18 protein-coding genes and 1 pseudogene are annotated in these 15,246 nt (G+C 61.9%); 5 read left to right on the forward strand and 14 right to left on the reverse strand.

Features of this window, described 5'->3' with window-relative positions:
* The first annotated feature begins 515 nt into the window (after positions 1–515).
* Complete coding sequence (locus A7X97_RS17645) at positions 516–1,235, forward strand: hypothetical protein (RefSeq protein ID WP_049430732.1); 720 nt, start codon at positions 516–518, stop codon at positions 1,233–1,235.
* 7 nt (positions 1,236–1,242) lie between these two features.
* Here the strand turns inward: A7X97_RS17645 and A7X97_RS17650 are convergent, their stop codons facing one another.
* The 9 genes and pseudogenes from A7X97_RS17650 to A7X97_RS17690 all read right to left on the reverse strand — a co-directional run.
* Entirely contained in the window at positions 1,243–3,438 is a 2,196-nt protein-coding gene (locus A7X97_RS17650) for a fimbria/pilus outer membrane usher protein (RefSeq protein ID WP_061478949.1), read from the reverse strand.
* Positions 3,439–3,441: 3 nt separating this feature from the next.
* Complete coding sequence (locus A7X97_RS17655; RefSeq protein ID WP_061478950.1) at positions 3,442–4,101, reverse strand: fimbrial biogenesis chaperone; 660 nt, start codon at positions 4,099–4,101, stop codon at positions 3,442–3,444.
* A gap of 130 nt (positions 4,102–4,231) precedes the next feature.
* Positions 4,232–4,732, reverse strand: a complete 501-nt coding sequence (locus tag A7X97_RS17660) for a Csu type fimbrial protein (RefSeq protein ID WP_061478951.1) — start codon at positions 4,730–4,732, stop codon at positions 4,232–4,234.
* Between the two features lie 113 nt (positions 4,733–4,845).
* Entirely contained in the window at positions 4,846–5,292 is a 447-nt protein-coding gene (locus A7X97_RS17665) for a hypothetical protein (RefSeq protein ID WP_111008248.1), read from the reverse strand.
* A gap of 1 nt (position 5,293) precedes the next feature.
* The gene (locus tag A7X97_RS17670) at positions 5,294–5,590 is read right to left on the reverse strand and encodes a hypothetical protein (protein WP_049403041.1); all 297 of its coding nucleotides are present in this window, start codon (positions 5,588–5,590) and stop codon (positions 5,294–5,296) included.
* A 259-nt stretch (positions 5,591–5,849) separates the two neighbouring features.
* A complete protein-coding gene (locus A7X97_RS17675; protein ID WP_061478952.1) occupies positions 5,850–6,329 on the reverse strand; it encodes a JAB domain-containing protein in 480 nt (159 codons plus the stop codon).
* A 216-nt stretch (positions 6,330–6,545) separates the two neighbouring features.
* The gene (locus A7X97_RS17680) at positions 6,546–7,748 is read right to left on the reverse strand and encodes an ankyrin repeat domain-containing protein (protein ID WP_075677511.1); all 1,203 of its coding nucleotides are present in this window, start codon (positions 7,746–7,748) and stop codon (positions 6,546–6,548) included.
* Between the two features lie 66 nt (positions 7,749–7,814).
* Positions 7,815–8,246, reverse strand: a complete 432-nt coding sequence (locus tag A7X97_RS21780; protein WP_125892011.1) for a hypothetical protein — start codon at positions 8,244–8,246, stop codon at positions 7,815–7,817.
* Between the two features lie 228 nt (positions 8,247–8,474).
* Positions 8,475–8,696, reverse strand: a pseudogene (locus A7X97_RS17690) (transposase); the annotation flags it as partial.
* Positions 8,697–8,780: 84 nt separating this feature from the next.
* On the opposite strand from A7X97_RS17690, the gene A7X97_RS17695 reads away from it, so the two are divergent.
* The gene (locus tag A7X97_RS17695) at positions 8,781–9,755 is read left to right on the forward strand and encodes a hypothetical protein (protein ID WP_006375894.1); all 975 of its coding nucleotides are present in this window, start codon (positions 8,781–8,783) and stop codon (positions 9,753–9,755) included.
* Positions 9,756–9,965: 210 nt separating this feature from the next.
* Here the strand turns inward: A7X97_RS17695 and A7X97_RS17700 are convergent, their stop codons facing one another.
* Positions 9,966–10,322, reverse strand: coding sequence for a hypothetical protein (locus A7X97_RS17700; protein ID WP_006375896.1), 357 nt, complete (start codon positions 10,320–10,322; stop codon positions 9,966–9,968).
* A 347-nt stretch (positions 10,323–10,669) separates the two neighbouring features.
* Here A7X97_RS17700 and A7X97_RS17705 point away from each other — a divergent pair, with 347 nt between their 5' ends.
* Positions 10,670–10,951: a hypothetical protein gene (locus A7X97_RS17705; protein WP_061478953.1), complete on the forward strand. Its 282-nt coding sequence runs from the start codon at positions 10,670–10,672 to the stop codon at positions 10,949–10,951.
* Here A7X97_RS17705 and A7X97_RS17710 read toward each other — a convergent pair.
* Positions 10,918–11,256 carry a hypothetical protein gene (locus A7X97_RS17710; RefSeq protein ID WP_032971199.1) on the reverse strand — a complete coding sequence of 113 codons (339 nt, stop codon included), beginning with the start codon at positions 11,254–11,256 and terminating at the stop codon, positions 10,918–10,920. The two genes, A7X97_RS17705 and A7X97_RS17710, sit on opposite strands and share 34 nt — an antisense overlap.
* A 379-nt stretch (positions 11,257–11,635) precedes the next feature.
* Positions 11,636–12,208 carry an outer membrane lipoprotein gene (locus tag A7X97_RS17720; protein ID WP_061478954.1) on the reverse strand — a complete coding sequence of 191 codons (573 nt, stop codon included), beginning with the start codon at positions 12,206–12,208 and terminating at the stop codon, positions 11,636–11,638.
* Between the two features lie 203 nt (positions 12,209–12,411).
* Here A7X97_RS17720 and A7X97_RS17725 point away from each other — a divergent pair, with 203 nt between their 5' ends.
* Both A7X97_RS17725 and A7X97_RS17730 read left to right on the forward strand, forming a co-directional pair.
* Positions 12,412–12,690 carry a hypothetical protein gene (locus tag A7X97_RS17725; protein ID WP_006375898.1) on the forward strand — a complete coding sequence of 93 codons (279 nt, stop codon included), beginning with the start codon at positions 12,412–12,414 and terminating at the stop codon, positions 12,688–12,690.
* 419 nt (positions 12,691–13,109) lie between these two features.
* Complete coding sequence (locus A7X97_RS17730; RefSeq protein ID WP_024956731.1) at positions 13,110–13,829, forward strand: hypothetical protein; 720 nt, start codon at positions 13,110–13,112, stop codon at positions 13,827–13,829.
* Positions 13,830–13,906: 77 nt separating this feature from the next.
* Here the strand turns inward: A7X97_RS17730 and A7X97_RS17735 are convergent, their stop codons facing one another.
* Together A7X97_RS17735 and A7X97_RS17740 are read right to left on the reverse strand one after the other, a co-directional pair.
* Positions 13,907–14,932, reverse strand: coding sequence for an ArdC family protein (locus tag A7X97_RS17735; protein ID WP_006375900.1), 1,026 nt, complete (start codon positions 14,930–14,932; stop codon positions 13,907–13,909).
* Positions 14,933–15,000: 68 nt separating this feature from the next.
* The gene (locus A7X97_RS17740; protein WP_024956732.1) at positions 15,001–15,216 is read right to left on the reverse strand and encodes a hypothetical protein; all 216 of its coding nucleotides are present in this window, start codon (positions 15,214–15,216) and stop codon (positions 15,001–15,003) included.
* Positions 15,217–15,246 lie beyond the last annotated feature (30 nt).

The following is a 15,246-nucleotide window of genomic DNA, read 5'->3' on the forward strand; positions in this document are numbered from 1 at the left end:
CCATTTTCCGGCCAGCCGTAGATCAGTCCCCGCCGTTGTAGTCCACCACCAGCAGGAGCCCTTCAGCAAGACGAGCGACGAAGCCTGGTTAGCCCCGAAGGTCTACCGTTGCCCAGCATATCAATCATTTATCACAACAATACTTTCGGCGATACTACCCTTTCCAGCCTTCAGATTCAGATCCATGGACCAGGGACAGTAGTGCTCCGGAGGTGATGAGCCTCCTTGCGGCAGTCACACGGTAGATGAGCCGTCATGCGAACCAGGCAATCGCTACGCACGACCTCCAAACCACCAGAGGACACGGCTTGTTGGCCCAAGCATTGTTCATAAGCAGCATATGAGCCCCCTCTCAGCCCCTGAGACAGTGGCCTCGCCTTGCCCCCCCCCCTGTCTCGACACCTCTTGGAGCACCTGCCTCTCGCCCGGCTTGGGGTCGAGTGAGGTTAGAGTAGTAAAAACTGCGCAGGGGATGACAACGCGCAGGCTCTCAAACGGAAATTAAGGGGAACCGCATGGCTCATGACACAGACTCGCAGAAGATCAGCTTGCCCGAATGGCTGTCCATCAATCCTTGGGCGATCGTCTTGGTCGTCACTGCATTGATTGCAGGTATTCTCATGGGAGCACAACACAGCAAGGTTCCAGAGCTTGCCAACGTCATTGTCGGCCCGGCCGTAGGTTCGTTCCTTGCAGTTGGAGCTGGTGCATGGCTCGCGAATTGGCAGGAGCGCCGAAAGCGCACCGAAGCCAAAGTCTTCATCGCGCCTATCTTGGGTGAGATCACCCAAGCCATTGAAGGCGCCATCAACGGTTACGCAAATTACGAACGGCTTCTTCAGGAGCATAGACTCACCAAGCCAGCTCCAAAGGATGGACGGGTCGCCGCCGCCTCTTGCTTAGCAAAGCTTGAGGAAGAGGGCCACAAGATCAATCGCCGGCTGCACCAGCTCCAGACGGCCTTCAACTCCGTGGGCTATCAAGGCAGTGTTCTGTATGCAGACGCGCTGGAGATCCTCAAACGAATCCAGTCACGACTGGACAAGCACTCAGAGGAAATGGGGGAAACGGACGCTGACATTTCCGAGCGCACCGTCGGCGACCTCATTGATCTGTGGCGCTGGTCCGATTCCCTCAAAGCAACGGCCGTGTCTGGAAAATACACACCATCGATTCGGCCATTGCCCGATGGGGTCCGAAACGATCACCGCTGGAGTGCTAGCACGCCGTCCTGACAAATTTCTACTTGCAATCCAGATCGAGAGCGACCGTCGCGTTGCCCAAGTTGCTGGGCAACGTGGCCTTGCAGACCCCTTCCACCTCCACCGTCTGGCCGGGGCGCGGCTGCTTCAGGTAGAGCACCCCGTCATAGCCCACCTGGGTGGTCTCGGTCGCCGTCTTGGCCACCGTGCCCGCTTCGATGGCCGAGCCAGTGAGGCGGAAGGTGCGCGCGGCCTCGGTCAGGACCGGGAAGGTAAGGTGCATGCCGGCTTGGCGGCCAGCGGTGGCGGCTTGCTCGATCTCGGCCAATTGGGTGCCCAGTGGCAGCGCCCGATCGTCTACGCGGACCTCCGTGGGCACCATCGGGGTCACCTCGCCCACCACCAGGCGGCCTTGGGCGTTGGTCTTCCCCACCAATCTGCCGCCCACCCTCACCGGCACCCCGGCTTGGCCGGGCACGTCCACCACGGCGAAGGATTCGGCCGGACCTAGGAACGTCACGCCCTGGCGGTCCAGGTGGACGGCACCGGCCATCGAACCGGAAGCCCAGGTGCCGCTGGGCCCGTGCTCGGCGTTGATCTGGGCCCACCCTGCCCGGGTGGTCCAGTTGGCGTTGGCCCGGGCGGTCTGGCCAGCCGCTCCCTCGTCCACCGAAGCAGACAAGCCGACAGGGGTTCCCAACACCGTGGGACGGGCGCGTCCTTGGACGGCCCAAGCGGTGGCATCGGGGGCTTGCCGGGCCCTAACGCTCACGCCCTTGCCCCGGCCGAAATCGTAGCTGTAGCCCACCTCCACCCGGGTTTCCTTGCGCTCCAGATCGCGCAACGCGGAGACGGCCACGGTGTGCCCGTAGCCACGCCAAGTCAGCCCGGCGTCGGCGTAAGCGGTGCGAAAGCGTGGCGTGCGCACGTCCGAATAGCTGGCCCGAAGGGACCACTGGGGCGTGGGCCGCCAGAAGACCGAGCCTCGGGTGCGCTGCTCCACCTCCACCGCATTGGAGGCGCGCAGGCGCCAGTAGTCCTGTTGGCGCTCGTGCTCCAGGCGCACGCCAAACCCCGGGCCGCGGTAGTCGTAAGCCATGGCCTGCCGTTGGCCGCCTTGGGTTGACGTGCCCACTTCCAGATCCAGCGTGCCGTAGGTGCCAAGCACCGTGGTGGCCCCCAACGCCACGTTGGCCTTACCGTTCGATGAGGTTTGGGCGGTGCCGCGCAGGCTCCACCGGTCATTGAGGCCCCAAGCCACCGCCCCGGTCGCGCCCAACGCTCCATAATCGCTCTCCCCTTGGCGCACACGGCCGGCGGCGACTTCCCAGGTGGTGAGCCCTTTGCGGAGCAACGTGGGGGCGACGTAGAAACGCTGATCGCTCACCACGGTTTCGCGGCCGTAAGGGTCTCGCACCACCACTCGGGTTTGCTGCGCACCGGTGCCCAAGGCGCTGCCATCGGCCGTGAACGGCCCCTTCCCCACCTGGCCCTGCAGCACACGGGCGCGGTTGGCCAGGACTTCCACCGTGGCCGGATCGAGCGCCACGCCACCGAGCATCGGGACGGGATAGGTGGGCGTCAACGGGTCCAACGCCCGCGGGTCCTTGGCCACGCGCATCCCAGCCAGGTTGACCGGAGAGGACGACGGACCAGCGAACACATCGCCGGCCTGGTAAGTCACCAAGCGGTTGGGATCGTCTTTCTGCCAGCGCGTCACGCCGCGAACGTAGCCGGTGCCCGACGCGTCGGTGTTGACCTGCCCGCTGGTGCTGACAACGCCCCAACGGCCCGCCTTGCGGACTTCGTGCCCCAAGGAGAGCGCCTGCTGTTGCTCGGACACCATGCCCGCCACGCTGTAGTTCACCAGCACCCCGGGAGCGGGCGGCGCGATGGGGCCGCGCTCGGCGCGGACACGGGCCACGCGCTGGGCTTTGAGCCGGTCTGCCGGCAAGTCCAGAGCGACCGTGGCGCTGGCCTCGTCCACGGCAAAGCCCACGCCCAGCGCCTGGGCGCTCATCGGATCCGTTTGACCCGGTGGAAGCTGGAGTCCGACCTCGCGCCACGTGGCCGGCTCGGCGAACCACTGACCGCCTTGCTGCCAGAACGTGAGCGGATCCGCCTTGGCCTTGCCGCCGATCACCGGCACCAGGAACGCGGGTGCCACGCCTTCGGGCACCGCTGCGCTGGCCGACGATGCAGCCAGCAACAACAACGCCAAGGCGTGGCCACGCATGGATCACCGCCCCACAGGGACGGTGACGGGCTGGCCGTTGACGGTGATTGAAAGGTTTTCAGCGCGCTGCCCGGGCTGGGCCTCGTAGGTCATTGAGGCCCCCGGCAGGGTCCAACCCAACGCACCCTCGCGCCACGGCTTGCCACCAGCCGGGCCGATGGACGACACGCGGGCGGCGGTCTGGCCGTGGTTGGTCAGCCGGTAGCCCTTGGGCACCGCCTGGACGGTCACCTGGGGGACAGGCGCGTTGGCGACCTCAAAGGCCACGGGCAAGTCCTGGTTGACCAGCAACTGGACGCCTTGGACGTTGGGAGCCCTGAGCTGCATTAGCAGGACGCGGTAGTAGCGCCGCTCGCCCAGCGCGCCCACCCTCATCAACCGGGCGGTGCGCTTGGATTGGGGCGGGACGTCCACGAAGGTGGGCGCCCCCACGATATCCGTGGTGGGTGAAAACACGTTCTGCCCTGTGGCCTGATCCCACCCCACGGCTTTCACCTGGTAACGCACCGACGCGTCGCCGCTGTTGTGCAGGGTCACGGCGACGTGCTTGGCCGAGGTATCGGCCATCAGGGTGGTGGGGCCGACGGAGATGGAACCGGCGGACGCCGAAAAGGACAGCAAGGACGCGGCGGCCACGGCCAAAAAACGTTGGGAATGGGTCATGGGGTCTCCTTTAGGGGCGTCTCCATTCAAACTAGATCGGAATACCATTCCGTCAACCCATACCTACTCATCTTTTCGGCAACAAAAAGCCCCCGGGGCAAGCCGGGGGCGTCGGGACAACCGATGGGGATCAGTTGTAAGTGGCGGTGACGGTGACCGTGTCGGTGTAGTTGCCGCCCACGGCCTGCTTGAGGGCCAGGAAGCGCACCGCGTAGTTGTAGCTCTGGACGGTGCCGTCGCCAACGCCGGTGAACGCGTCGGTGTCATCCCCCCATACTTGGCTTCCCTGCGGGTCCTTGAAGAAACCGTAGGGGATGTAAGCCCCGGCGCCGTTGGTCACAGCCCGATAGGTCCCATACCCGGACAGCAGGCCGAAGTTCTGCCCCTGGCCCGGCGAAATGGAGTAAGTCGTGCCCGCGTTGCACACGATGCTCAGCCCGGAGGTGCGGGCGGCAGCTTCGGAGATGCCCGACCAGTCCATGCCTTCGATGGAGGTCACGGACAGCTGGCAGGTGTTGGTCAAGGTGCCCTGAATCGTCAGGTCCGCGGTGGTGTCGGCGGCGAACGCGGGCACTGCAAGCGAAGCCAGGGCGATGGGCAGAAGGGCGCGAAGGAAGGTCTTGCGTGTCATGGGTATCGTCTCCTTGAGAGGGATTGAGTGGGGATGAGTAGCCCCAGAATGGGCCATCCCCTTACCGATACCTCGAATCTGAAAACGCGCAAGGGTGGGCATTGAGCCAGCGGTCAGAGCCTGGCTCGTTTGCCACCGGCCGCTGACTGTCTCCATAACCCATCCAGCTCACGCGCACGGTGCTGAGCCATTGCCTCCTGAATCATCCGCTGAAGGACGAACGCAAACGCGTCAGTCACAAAAACGCCCACGCCGATCCCGCAATCATCCGGCAAGCTGGAAATCTGTTTTATCGATGGCTGGTGAATGACCTCGTCGAGCTCAGGGGGCAACGGGTCCACGAACGTGTCAATGAACGCCCTCACCTCGGTTTCGGCTGCTTTGCAAAGGTCGGCGTCAGTGAGCAGCGCCCGCAAGTCGGCAAGCGTGGGAAGCCACACCGTATTGAAGAGCGGGCCACCCACCGAGGGACTGACGAAATGGATGCCGTGAAGCACGGATGCCCTCTCACTCTTTCCGAGCTCTCCGTCTCCCCAATAACCGTTCATCGGAGGAGTCACGTCACCCATCATTAGCCAGTTCTGCGCGCCGCCCCTGCTCTTCTCGCCAGCACTTGAGCAGGTGTTTGTAACCGGGCTTGGCTTGGGGGACGTGGAAGGATCGTCCGTAAGTGTTGACCTTCCCGCCGTTGTGGAGCTCGACGGCATGAACCGCGGTCCAAGTGGTCGCCCAGCCCAGGCTGTCGTCCTCTTCAAAGCTGACGGGCTCCAAGGAGACCGCTGCATAATTTTCAATCAAGCCGGGATTCAATCCCAACGCGATCATCTTGGTTTCGTTGGTTGTGACGGTTGCGCTCATGTGACACCTCTTGGCTTGGTCGGCGGCATTGCCTACCCCTTAATTCAAGGTAGATCGCCCTGGAAATTTGTCCACGGCCTTAGTGGACAAAATCTTGACTAAAAGCAAAAAATGCGGCGCTAAGGCCGCAGTTTTTCCTAACATCACTTATCGCGCCGAAGGCGTTGGTGCTTTCCATCCATGCGGATGCTTTTTCAGATGCCGGCGCGCAGCGGCCGCCGGCGGCTTCCGCCGCAGGTCTTTGCTTTAAAGGGGGTGGTCACACCCACCCTCGTGAAGCCATCGACACGTGCGAGGTGCCCGCGATCACAAGGTGATCCAGCACTCGAATGTCGAAAAGGGCAAGGGCCTGCTTGAGGCGGTCGGTGATGGCGCGGTCGGCAGCGCTGGGCTCGGGGTTTCCGCTGGGGTGGTTGTGAAAGAAGATGACCGCGGCGGCGTTGTGGTCCAACGCCTTCTTGGCGACGATGCGGGGATGGACTTCGCACCCATCGATGGTGCCTTGAAAGAGGTGCTCGGTGGCAAGGATGCGGTGGCGGGCGTCCAGGAACACCGTGCCAAACACTTCGTGATCCAGGTGCGCGCAGCGGGCAGTGAGGTAGTTGCTGGCACTGGAGGGGTCGGTGATGGCCTCGTGGCGCTGCAGGCGACGCTCCAAGATGTGCGAGGCGGCCAAGAGGATGCCCTCATCGTCCATGGCCAGCTGGTATTGGGCCCGAATGTCGTTGGCTCGCTTCACTTGCTTTCTCCACCGGCGCGGGATTAGCGACGGGCGGGCGTGGTGTCTGCGGCGGAGGCGGTCAGTGGGAGCAGGCCGACAAGGGCCAGAGAAAGAACCAAGACGCGCATGAGGCCTCCTTTCATGAATGGGTTGCACTACCCATAACAAAAGGTTTGGTTTGCGCAACGGGATCTAGAAAAGAAAAAGGCGGCTTTCGCCGCCTTTCCCTTGGGCTTAGAAGCGCGCTCGCAAGCGAGGGGCTTCCTGGGTTTGGCTGTCCTGCCCGTGGGCCTTCATGGCCGCACCAACCTGGCGTTTGGCATCGGCCCCAAACCCGCCTTCCGGTGGCTTCCAAGCGTTGGCGGGCGGGAGCAGGCTGACCAGGAGCTTGGCCCTCTCTTGAGCCCGCAAGTCGTTGAAAAATGGCTTGCCGCTGTTGATCGGCGCTTCGCCCTTTTGGTTTTGGATGTGGGGATCTGCGCCCGCCTCAATCAGCGCACTCCAGACAGTGGCATCGCGGCCCGCATGAAGAGAGGTATTCCCGTTGTTGTCTTGGGCGTTCATATCCGCCCCTGCCTTGGCGAGCGCTTCAATCGTCTCTGGAAAAATCGCACGGTGGATCGGCGCCTGGCCGTCCATTCGCCGTGCAATGACGTCTGCGCCTGCACGGGTGAGCAAGGCCACCGCCTCGGGGTCCCTGGCTATATGCAGCGGTTGATTCCCCTGGTCATCGCTCGCCGCGGGATCAAGGCCTGCTTTCAGAAGTTCCTTAAGCGCGCCCGTGTTCGCCTCGAAGAGAGGGGTTCGCCCTCGGTTATCCCGGGCTAGGATGTCTGCCCCGGCCGCAATCAAGGCGCGGGCCTCCGTCTGCCCGGTTGCTCGGAAGAGAGGGGTTTGCCCTTCATTATTCCTCGCGCTGACATCCGCTCCCGCCTTCAGCAACGCTTTGAGACTGTCGTTGTGTGCGCCAAACAACGGGGTGTTCCCTTGGGTGTCGCGAGCGTTGATGTCAGCGCCAGCCTTCACGAGCTCCCTTAAAGCCCCTTCGCTCGCTCCGAAAAGGGGCGTTTTCCCTCGGTTATCGCGCGCATGAATGTCTGCCCCGGCCGCAATCAACGCCCTGGCATCCCCTTGCCCTCTCGCGTTAAAAAGCGGTGTTTCCCCTTGGTTATTCTGCGCATTGATGTCTGCCCCGGCCTTGATCAGTTCAATCACGGCTCCCTCGCTTGTCACAGAATGAAGCGGCGTATTTCCAAGGCCATCCCTCGCTTCGATGTCAGCCCCAGCATCCAACAGCCTCCGAACTTCGCGCGGGTGATGCGCATCATGAAGTGGCGTTTGATCCAGCCAATCTTCATCCCTTGCGTTCACATCAGCGGGGATTTTGGTAAGCCCGATTTGCTTCAGAAGAACGTCTTTGAGATTCGAAATATTCAACCCACACCTCCACAATAGTATTTTGACCTCCCACCATTAGCAGAAAATCAGAACCTCGCAAGGGAATTAAATAGAAGAAGACGGCTCTTGCCGCCTTTCTTTTTCCATGTCAAAACCGTTGTCGGATTCGAGGCTTCTGGCTTCCCTTTCCTCACCCTGGGCTTTCATGGCCGCACCGACTTGACGTTTGGCGTCGGCCCCAAATCCGCCTTCCGGTGGCTTCCAAGCATTGGCAGCGGGAAGGAGCTCGTCAAAAAGCTTGGATCGGTTGTGGGCACGAATGACCTGATCGGATTGATCATTACCTGGCCGCCCCAGAAGATCCGTGGGCGTTGTTCCTTCTAAATCGGGATCCTGAGGCGTGCGTCCAGCCTTGAGCAGGTCACCGGCCCATTCTGCATCGCCGCATGCAACAGCGAAGTGGAGCGGATACTCGGTCGCGGCCGTCAGGAAGGCCTCGTAGTCTTGCCGCTGTCGATGCGGGCGTCCTCCTTCCACTCATCTTAATTTGTCTCGTCGTCCCAATGCTCGTCAAAAGCGGCCTGGCGGAGCTCGTCGGGTAATCCCCCCATTTTTAGCAGCGGCCAAAAGTAGAAATAGGGATGGTCTGATCAATTCACACTGAGTCGTGGGTTTTCAGCGCCGGAGTCATCCTGGGCCTTCAGACGCGGCGGACTGCCATGTTTTCCGCTCTCGAAGTGCCCTTGCGGGCACCTCAAGACGGAGTTACCCCTGTGCCGCCAACAGCTTCCGGCGCACCATCCACAGGTTGGACAGCGCGAACAGGGTGAGCACCTGTGCCGTGTTCTTGATCAAGCCGAGATAGCGCACCTTGGTGTAGCCGAACTGCCGCTTGATCACCCGGAACGGATGCTCGACCTTCGCGCGCAGACTAGCCTTGCAGCGCTCCCAGCGCTCAACCTGTTCGAGCTCACGCGCGTTGCCAATGGGGAATTCAACCGGAGGATTGAAGAACGGGCTTGAAGGCTTGAGGATGAGCTACCTGGACCCGCAAACCGTCACGAGACCCCGATGGACTACCCTGACCTTGCCCCCCTGGAGGAAATCTCCGGTCCGTTCGCCCTTCTTTCGAAGGGCCCAAAATTCATCGCCGCCTGGCTTGCCAAGCGCACTGAGGAGCGCTACCGGGAGTTCACCCGTGCCGCGCTTGAGGGTCAGGTGTTCCCCGAGAACGCGGAGGCCATGACCTCGGAAGATTTTCTGGCCATGCTGCGGGCATTGGAGATGGACATCGAGGCCGAGAAGGCCACCGTCTATGGCCGCCTTGCCTGTTCAATCGCTACCGGCAAAACCGCAGGCCATCTCAAGCGCCACTTCATTAAGGCGCTGAGCGACCTGTCGTTTGGCCAGGTCGATCTTCTGCGACGCGCTTTAATCACCGAGCGTCACCACGTGTTTCCTGGCACCGGCGGGGGTAACCTGGACCCAAAAGAATTCCTTGGACTGCAGTCGAAAAGCAGCATCAATCGCCAGACCTTTGAACGCTGGGGCCTGATCGAAGAGAAAGGACTGAGCCTCGCAGGCCGACGGTTCGTGGAGGCTTGTTTTACCAGCGATGAGTTGGCGCCCTCCTCAGTGGGCTTTCAGGAATGGGCCAAGGGTCGCATCCACATCGTTTGCAACGAGATGGGCGCGCCGAGCTGCCACAGCGTCCTGGTCCAACTGACCGAAGATGGGCACCGCCGGGCCATCCATGTCCACAACAGCGCAGCACTTCGGGGACGCTCCAACCGCCTGCTGACACCCGGCCCCGTCATGGTGGTCCTTCTCACCGATAAACCCCAGCGTCTCGCCGACGAATGGACCACGGTGGAAGACACCATCCGAGGAAGAGTCCTGGCCGTGGTGGCCACGACCGATCCGAATGCGCCGTTGCCCGTCGCCATGACGGGCTTGGAACGCATAGATGCGTCACCGGACCGTGCCGCAGAAGCCGTGACGGCGATACTGGAGCGCTTTGAAGCAAAAGGGTTACGGGGCACCTGAGACCGCGATGTTAAACCCGATTCGACCGGTCATTGGAAGTGGCCGCCAACTTTCTGGCGGCCAACGAGCACTACTTACAGACCAAACGAGGCTTCACGGACAGCGACTTGCATGCCGGACAGAAGAGCCCCAAGTTGATCTTCCGCTGAAAGTGATGACTGCACTTCTCGCAAACAAAAAGGTAAGGCGCCCCTGGAACGAAGCCGGGCATCACTTTCCTTCCTTGCGCTTGAAAATGACCTTTCCGCCAGCCTCGTATTCCACATCGTAGCCTTTGTAGATTGCGAGGATCAAAGAGAGACCAAGGCTTGCGGCGGTGATGATGCCGATGATCTCGACTCCAGTGACTGTCGCGACCGCCCCCAGGCTGAGCGTGCTGAGCCCAGCCGTTACTGGAGCGAGCCCAACTGCAGCAACGATTGCTGCAACACCGACGGCACCAAGCTTGGCGAACTTGCGCGTCTTCTTCAGGTCGTCTGCCAACTTGCCCACAACCACAATCTGCTGCGCCTTTGCATTCTTGGCCGCTTCCAGCTCATCCCGCGTCCTTACTGTCACGCTTGCCATAACGCCCCCTGTTGTTAGCAATACCAGTGATGGATACCCTGGGCAGGATAGCCGAAGGGAACACCGTGTTCCTAGCAGCAATGATGGTGCCCAACTGTCTCTCCAGCTGAGACACGAACTCAACGCATCCGCTGCCACGGGTCGTCCTTGGGAGCCTCCACCGTAACCTCGGCAACGTCGTCTTCAGCGCGCCATGCCTTCCCTTCGAGCACCATGGTGGGACCCCTGGAACGTGCGATGGCGGCCTCTTTGGCGGTCGGCGGGTTCCATGACCGATGCTCCTCTAGGTAGCGCTCCGTGGACGGCCTCAACGGCAGGCCACCGCTCGGCAATGGCAACGTCCGATCATGGCGTTCGTCTTGCTGACGGGCATAGGCGACTTGCTCGGGCTCCCCAAGCGCCTCTCGGTGGGCATCCAGCAAGCGATCGACAGCGTCCACGTCCCCGCGGGCATGGAGCGATTCGGTGTAAAGCGCTTGAAGCAACGGGTCACGCTCTTCGTGAATCTCTTCGCCTGTGTCTTCGCCTTGGAACAGCCCATCCTGGCGTGGGCGGGCGTCGACGGGGTCTGGGCGCAACCGACCGTGACTCGTTCTCATGCCCGCCTCCGCGCCAGCCCGCTGCCGTGAAGCAGCCCGCATGCGATCGAATAAACGACAAGAGCCAGCGTGGATGACAGGTATAGGTTGGAAGGATCCAACCAGACTTGGCTCACCACGTGCTGTAGCTGGTAAGCCAGCAGTGCCAAGCACGCGTAGAACACGGCCAAATGCCACATCAACGCAACCACGGATGGGGCGTCCTCTTGGCCGGCTTGGAACGCCTCCCAGCCCCTGCGTGCGCTGCGGGCTTTGGACGCGCACAGCCACGCGATTCCGAAGGTGATCGCAAACATGGCGAGCTCAAACAGCACGACCACCAGAATAACGGTCATGGGATCCTCCTCTGGGTTGGGAGCAGGCCATGGGCCTGCAGGTAAGCGTGGACTGCCTGTCGGGTCACGCCCAGGCGCTTGGCAATTGCAGGGCCGTTGTTCCCCTGCTCCAGGAGGCGCACCACCAGAGCGTGTTGGTCAGCCAGTGGGCGCCGGGGCTTTTGACGCAACCCCAGGTGGGCCAGATCGGCGCTCACCACGGGCGATGGAACGCCCAGGGCTTGGGCGATGGCGGCGCGGCCGTGTCCCTCTCGGACCATCCGGGCGACTTCGGAGCGGCGGTGGGCAACGGATGGCCGCTTCATGAGCTCAACCAGAAGCCCGCAAGCCGTGCCTTCGCAATACACGCCTCCACCAACGCGTTCGCTTTTGTGCATCCTTACGGCCCCACGCGCACGCGAGCGCTGTTGTTGTCCGACCGGGCATTGATGCCAATGGCACAAGGGCTTCCGCACGAATAATCGCCAATGCGCACCGGCGAAGCATCAAGCGGCACCACCCGGGTCTTCTTACCCTTCCCCACCAAGAAGACCCGATCACCTTCGCGCACATCCACATCGGCGTCTTGGACCACCGCGAGGACGCGCTGGCGGCGATCGGACAGATCGCGCACGTAGATCTCCACCGCACGCCGGCCGCTGAGGCCCTTTTGAACCGCGGTTCCGGCAGCCGCACCGATGACGCCACCGGTCACCCGGGCTGCATTGCGGTATTCCCGGTTCTTGACCTGGTTAGCAGCCCCATAACCAACGGCCGACCCGATGGCGGAGCCGGCGTTCAGACGCTGGTCGGACGTCAGTTGAACCGTGCGAACCATCAGGACCTCGCCCAGTCGGGCGTCCTGGACGGATAGGGCCTCGGACGAACCGTAACGGCGAGCGGAGGTGGAATCGGCGGCAAAGGCGGCCGGAGCAGACAACGCCAATGCAAGGGCCAGAACGATGGGTTTCAAGGTGCACCTCCATTTCGTGAGTAGGTTCACCTATGCATAGATCGATTCTGGGAATGCGCAAGGGGGGGGGCTTCGGAGCGCGGTTACACAGACTGCAGTCCGCGTCATTAAATTGACGGAAAAGCGACAAAATGAAGCATATGGACAGAGATTGATGCTCAGGCGATGATTCTGCCCACAACTCAAAACCAACAGGGAAATGTATGGCAAGGAAGAAGAGTTCATCGGCCGCAGGTGCCGCGATTTCGACCGGCGGCGGAGCCGTCGCTGGCGCAACTTCTGCGATCCTCGGCGTAACCAGTGGTGCAGCGGCCGGGACCGCCGGTGCAGCCGCCGTGACCTCCGGCTTGGCAACCGTCGGGAGCGTTGTGGGCGGTGGCATGCTTGCTGGACTGGGGGTGGTCGCGGCTGCACCAATTGCGGGTGGTGCGGCGATGTTCGGCGTCTACAAGCTCTACCAGCGCATGGCATCCAAGAAGTAACCGCTCTGCCTGGCCCACTGCCACAAGCGGTTTCCCTCTACGTCGCGCAGGCTTCGTCAATGTCTGCAAGTGGCCATCCAAGCTAGCAACCTTGGTGGCCGCTCTTACCAACTTGTGGCTCAAGCCCTTGGACCAAAAGGCCACGTTGACCTCAATGCCCCGCTGGCGCAGCCAGAGTGCGGCGTGACGCTCAAACCCGAGCGCACTGAGGCCGTTCATGCAGGGCTAGCAGCCGGCGGAGTGCGGTGCAGTCCGCGCCTACACGTTGGGATGCACGATGGGTTCGCGCATGCTCGATAGCACACGGATCGGAATTTCTGTTACTGCACGTAGATCAGACTGGCCATTTCTTCCCCTTTCTCTCTCGCCCCTCCGCGTCTGGCAAGGAATCTGAAACCGGCAAGCTCTCCTGTCGTGCAATGTTCCTGATCGACATTCAACCTGTGATGATGTGGGAACGCTCTCCCTCAACCTGCCAAACCGTCTACGGAACTGGCAAAATTGCAGGATCACTCACAGGGGGAAATTGGATGTCCGACACAACCTACAGCCACCGCATCCTCAAGACTTATGGCCTGCTGGTGGACTTCGAAGGTAAACCACGCCTCAAGAACGTTCCGTCGCCTCTAACCGGTCAAAAGAAGGCAAAGGAGACGATGGAAAAGTGGACGCAGCGAGTGCTGGGGGATGAGGTCAGCAAGGTCCGCGTCTACCGACCGGCACGCGTTAAAAGTGACACACTCATTGCCAGCCTTACAGACACGCACGACGCCAAGCTGGTGCGTGACATTGTTCGCGGCGCCGTTCGCAAGAAGAGCAAATCAGCGAAAGCAAAGATTGAAGAGATCAAGGTGGAGCACGCCGCCGAGCTTAGAAAGCGCGGAGCCACCGCGAGAGAACTTCGGAAGGCACACGAAGAAGACCTGTCGGGAAAGCTCGATGATATCTTGGCTGCGACGGCCTATCTGCCGTTAGACGACCTTCAGGACTTGGTGGTGGAACTGGGAGAGGACTTGAGCCCATCGGTCCGCAACTGGGCACTTGCCCTGGCTCCGGCCAAGGATGCTGACGAGGTTTCCGTCATCGACGTTCTCAAGCAGATGCTCCTGCGCATGGACGTGCTGTCGAAGAATAAATAACCAGAATTTGTCAGCCACTGTCGCGCACCCTGCTGCCTCCCGACAGGCGGGTGCGCGTTCAGTCGCTTGTTCACGAATCAAACTGCCAAGTTCAGGCGCGCCCCTCTTGCCTTGAAGCGCGATCGAGACCGGTCGTTGGCGGCATGTTTTTCGATCTCATGCAGATTGGCCGCCACGGACTGCCGCTGCTGCTCAACCTTCTGGAGCGGCTCTCGAACCAACTCGGGCACCTTCAGGAACTCCACCACCCGCTCGGCCGCCGCCGCGGCTCGGAAGAGCTCCCGGGGATCGTCCCGGAGGATTTGGATCCACGACTTCACGTAAGCCGCGTGCTGGGTGGGATCGTGGCCAATGCCCAGGCGTTCGCCCATCAGCATGGATGACACCTCCGCGACCAGTTCTTCCTTGGCGTAGTCGATGCTCCCAAAAGCCCCTTTCTGATCGCGGTTGAGGCGGGTGGGAAAGCCGGTCCAGTGGCCCAGTTCGTGCAACGCGGTGGCGTAGTAGCCGCTGGCCGAGTGAAAGGTGTTGCGCTGGGGCAAGTGGATGCTGTCGGTCATCGGACGGTAGAACGCTTGGTTGCCCCCGTCGTGGTGGATCTCGGCTCCGCTGTCTCTCAGCACCGCTTCGCAGGCCTGGTGAATGTCGGGCTCTGGGCGCGCGGCTGGCAGGACCAGTGCCGGCAACCCATCGATCTGCATCGCGTTGAACACGCGTGGGAAGAAGACCTTGGGGTGGGCCTTGGCGATGAGGTCGGGGTCCCCGCTCTTCTTGGCCTCCTCCACCCGCGACCAATCCCAATACTCAATCACGCTGGCCTTCTCGCCCTTGCGCACCTGAGCGCCCACGGCCGCGGCTTGCTTGTAAGTCATCCACCGGTTGTCCTGGGTGTCCCAGGCGCTCTGAAGGGCCCACAGGTGGAGCAGGTTTCCGCCCCGGTAGCTCTTGCCAGTCGTGGGGTTCATGGGCAACCCGAGGTCCACGCGGGCGTCCCAGGGTTTGAGAAAGGGACCGGTGCCCTCCTCCATCTGGCGGATCAAGCGCTCGACGACGTCGCGGGAATGGCGCTGAAGGAAGCTTTCGTTGGGGGTGGCATCGGACACGGGCAGGCTCTCCTGGAAGGCAAGGAAAGGCGCCTGTCGGCAACGCCAAGGGGGTTAGGCTGGAAACTTCAATCGTGAATGGTGACGGCGCGTCCCTGCTCCAACAGGTTCTCCAGCAAAGCCAAGGCCCGTTCGATGGTCAAAGCGGTGCCGGGGCCCCCGTCGCCCTCCTGGAGCTGCACGCGGATGCCCTCGGGGGTTCGTTGCACGGTGAAACGGGGGGACGCCGCCAGGGAGTCCTGGCGGTCCATGCTGTCGTCTACAAAGGCATCGGAAGGGGTCATGGTTTCAGCATGCGACAGGATACGGATTTG

The organism is Stenotrophomonas sepilia (assembly GCF_003244875.1).
Classification (GTDB): domain Bacteria; phylum Pseudomonadota; class Gammaproteobacteria; order Xanthomonadales; family Xanthomonadaceae; genus Stenotrophomonas; species Stenotrophomonas sepilia.

Coding starts and splice junctions, on each gene's coding strand:
- A7X97_RS17645 (WP_049430732.1), top strand. CDS start 516: ATGGCTCATGACACAGACTCGCAGAAGATCAGCTTGCCCGAATGGCTG.
- A7X97_RS17650 (WP_061478949.1), bottom strand. CDS start 3,438: ATGCGTGGCCACGCCTTGGCGTTGTTGTTGCTGGCTGCATCGTCGGCC.
- A7X97_RS17655 (WP_061478950.1), bottom strand. CDS start 4,101: ATGACCCATTCCCAACGTTTTTTGGCCGTGGCCGCCGCGTCCTTGCTG.
- A7X97_RS17660 (WP_061478951.1), bottom strand. CDS start 4,732: ATGACACGCAAGACCTTCCTTCGCGCCCTTCTGCCCATCGCCCTGGCT.
- A7X97_RS17670 (WP_049403041.1), bottom strand. CDS start 5,590: ATGAGCGCAACCGTCACAACCAACGAAACCAAGATGATCGCGTTGGGA.
- A7X97_RS17695 (WP_006375894.1), top strand. CDS start 8,781: ATGGACTACCCTGACCTTGCCCCCCTGGAGGAAATCTCCGGTCCGTTC.
- A7X97_RS17700 (WP_006375896.1), bottom strand. CDS start 10,322: ATGGCAAGCGTGACAGTAAGGACGCGGGATGAGCTGGAAGCGGCCAAG.
- A7X97_RS17705 (WP_061478953.1), top strand. CDS start 10,670: ATGGCGTTCGTCTTGCTGACGGGCATAGGCGACTTGCTCGGGCTCCCC.
- A7X97_RS17710 (WP_032971199.1), bottom strand. CDS start 11,256: ATGACCGTTATTCTGGTGGTCGTGCTGTTTGAGCTCGCCATGTTTGCG.
- A7X97_RS17725 (WP_006375898.1), top strand. CDS start 12,412: ATGGCAAGGAAGAAGAGTTCATCGGCCGCAGGTGCCGCGATTTCGACC.
- A7X97_RS17730 (WP_024956731.1), top strand. CDS start 13,110: ATGTTCCTGATCGACATTCAACCTGTGATGATGTGGGAACGCTCTCCC.
- A7X97_RS17740 (WP_024956732.1), bottom strand. CDS start 15,216: ATGACCCCTTCCGATGCCTTTGTAGACGACAGCATGGACCGCCAGGAC.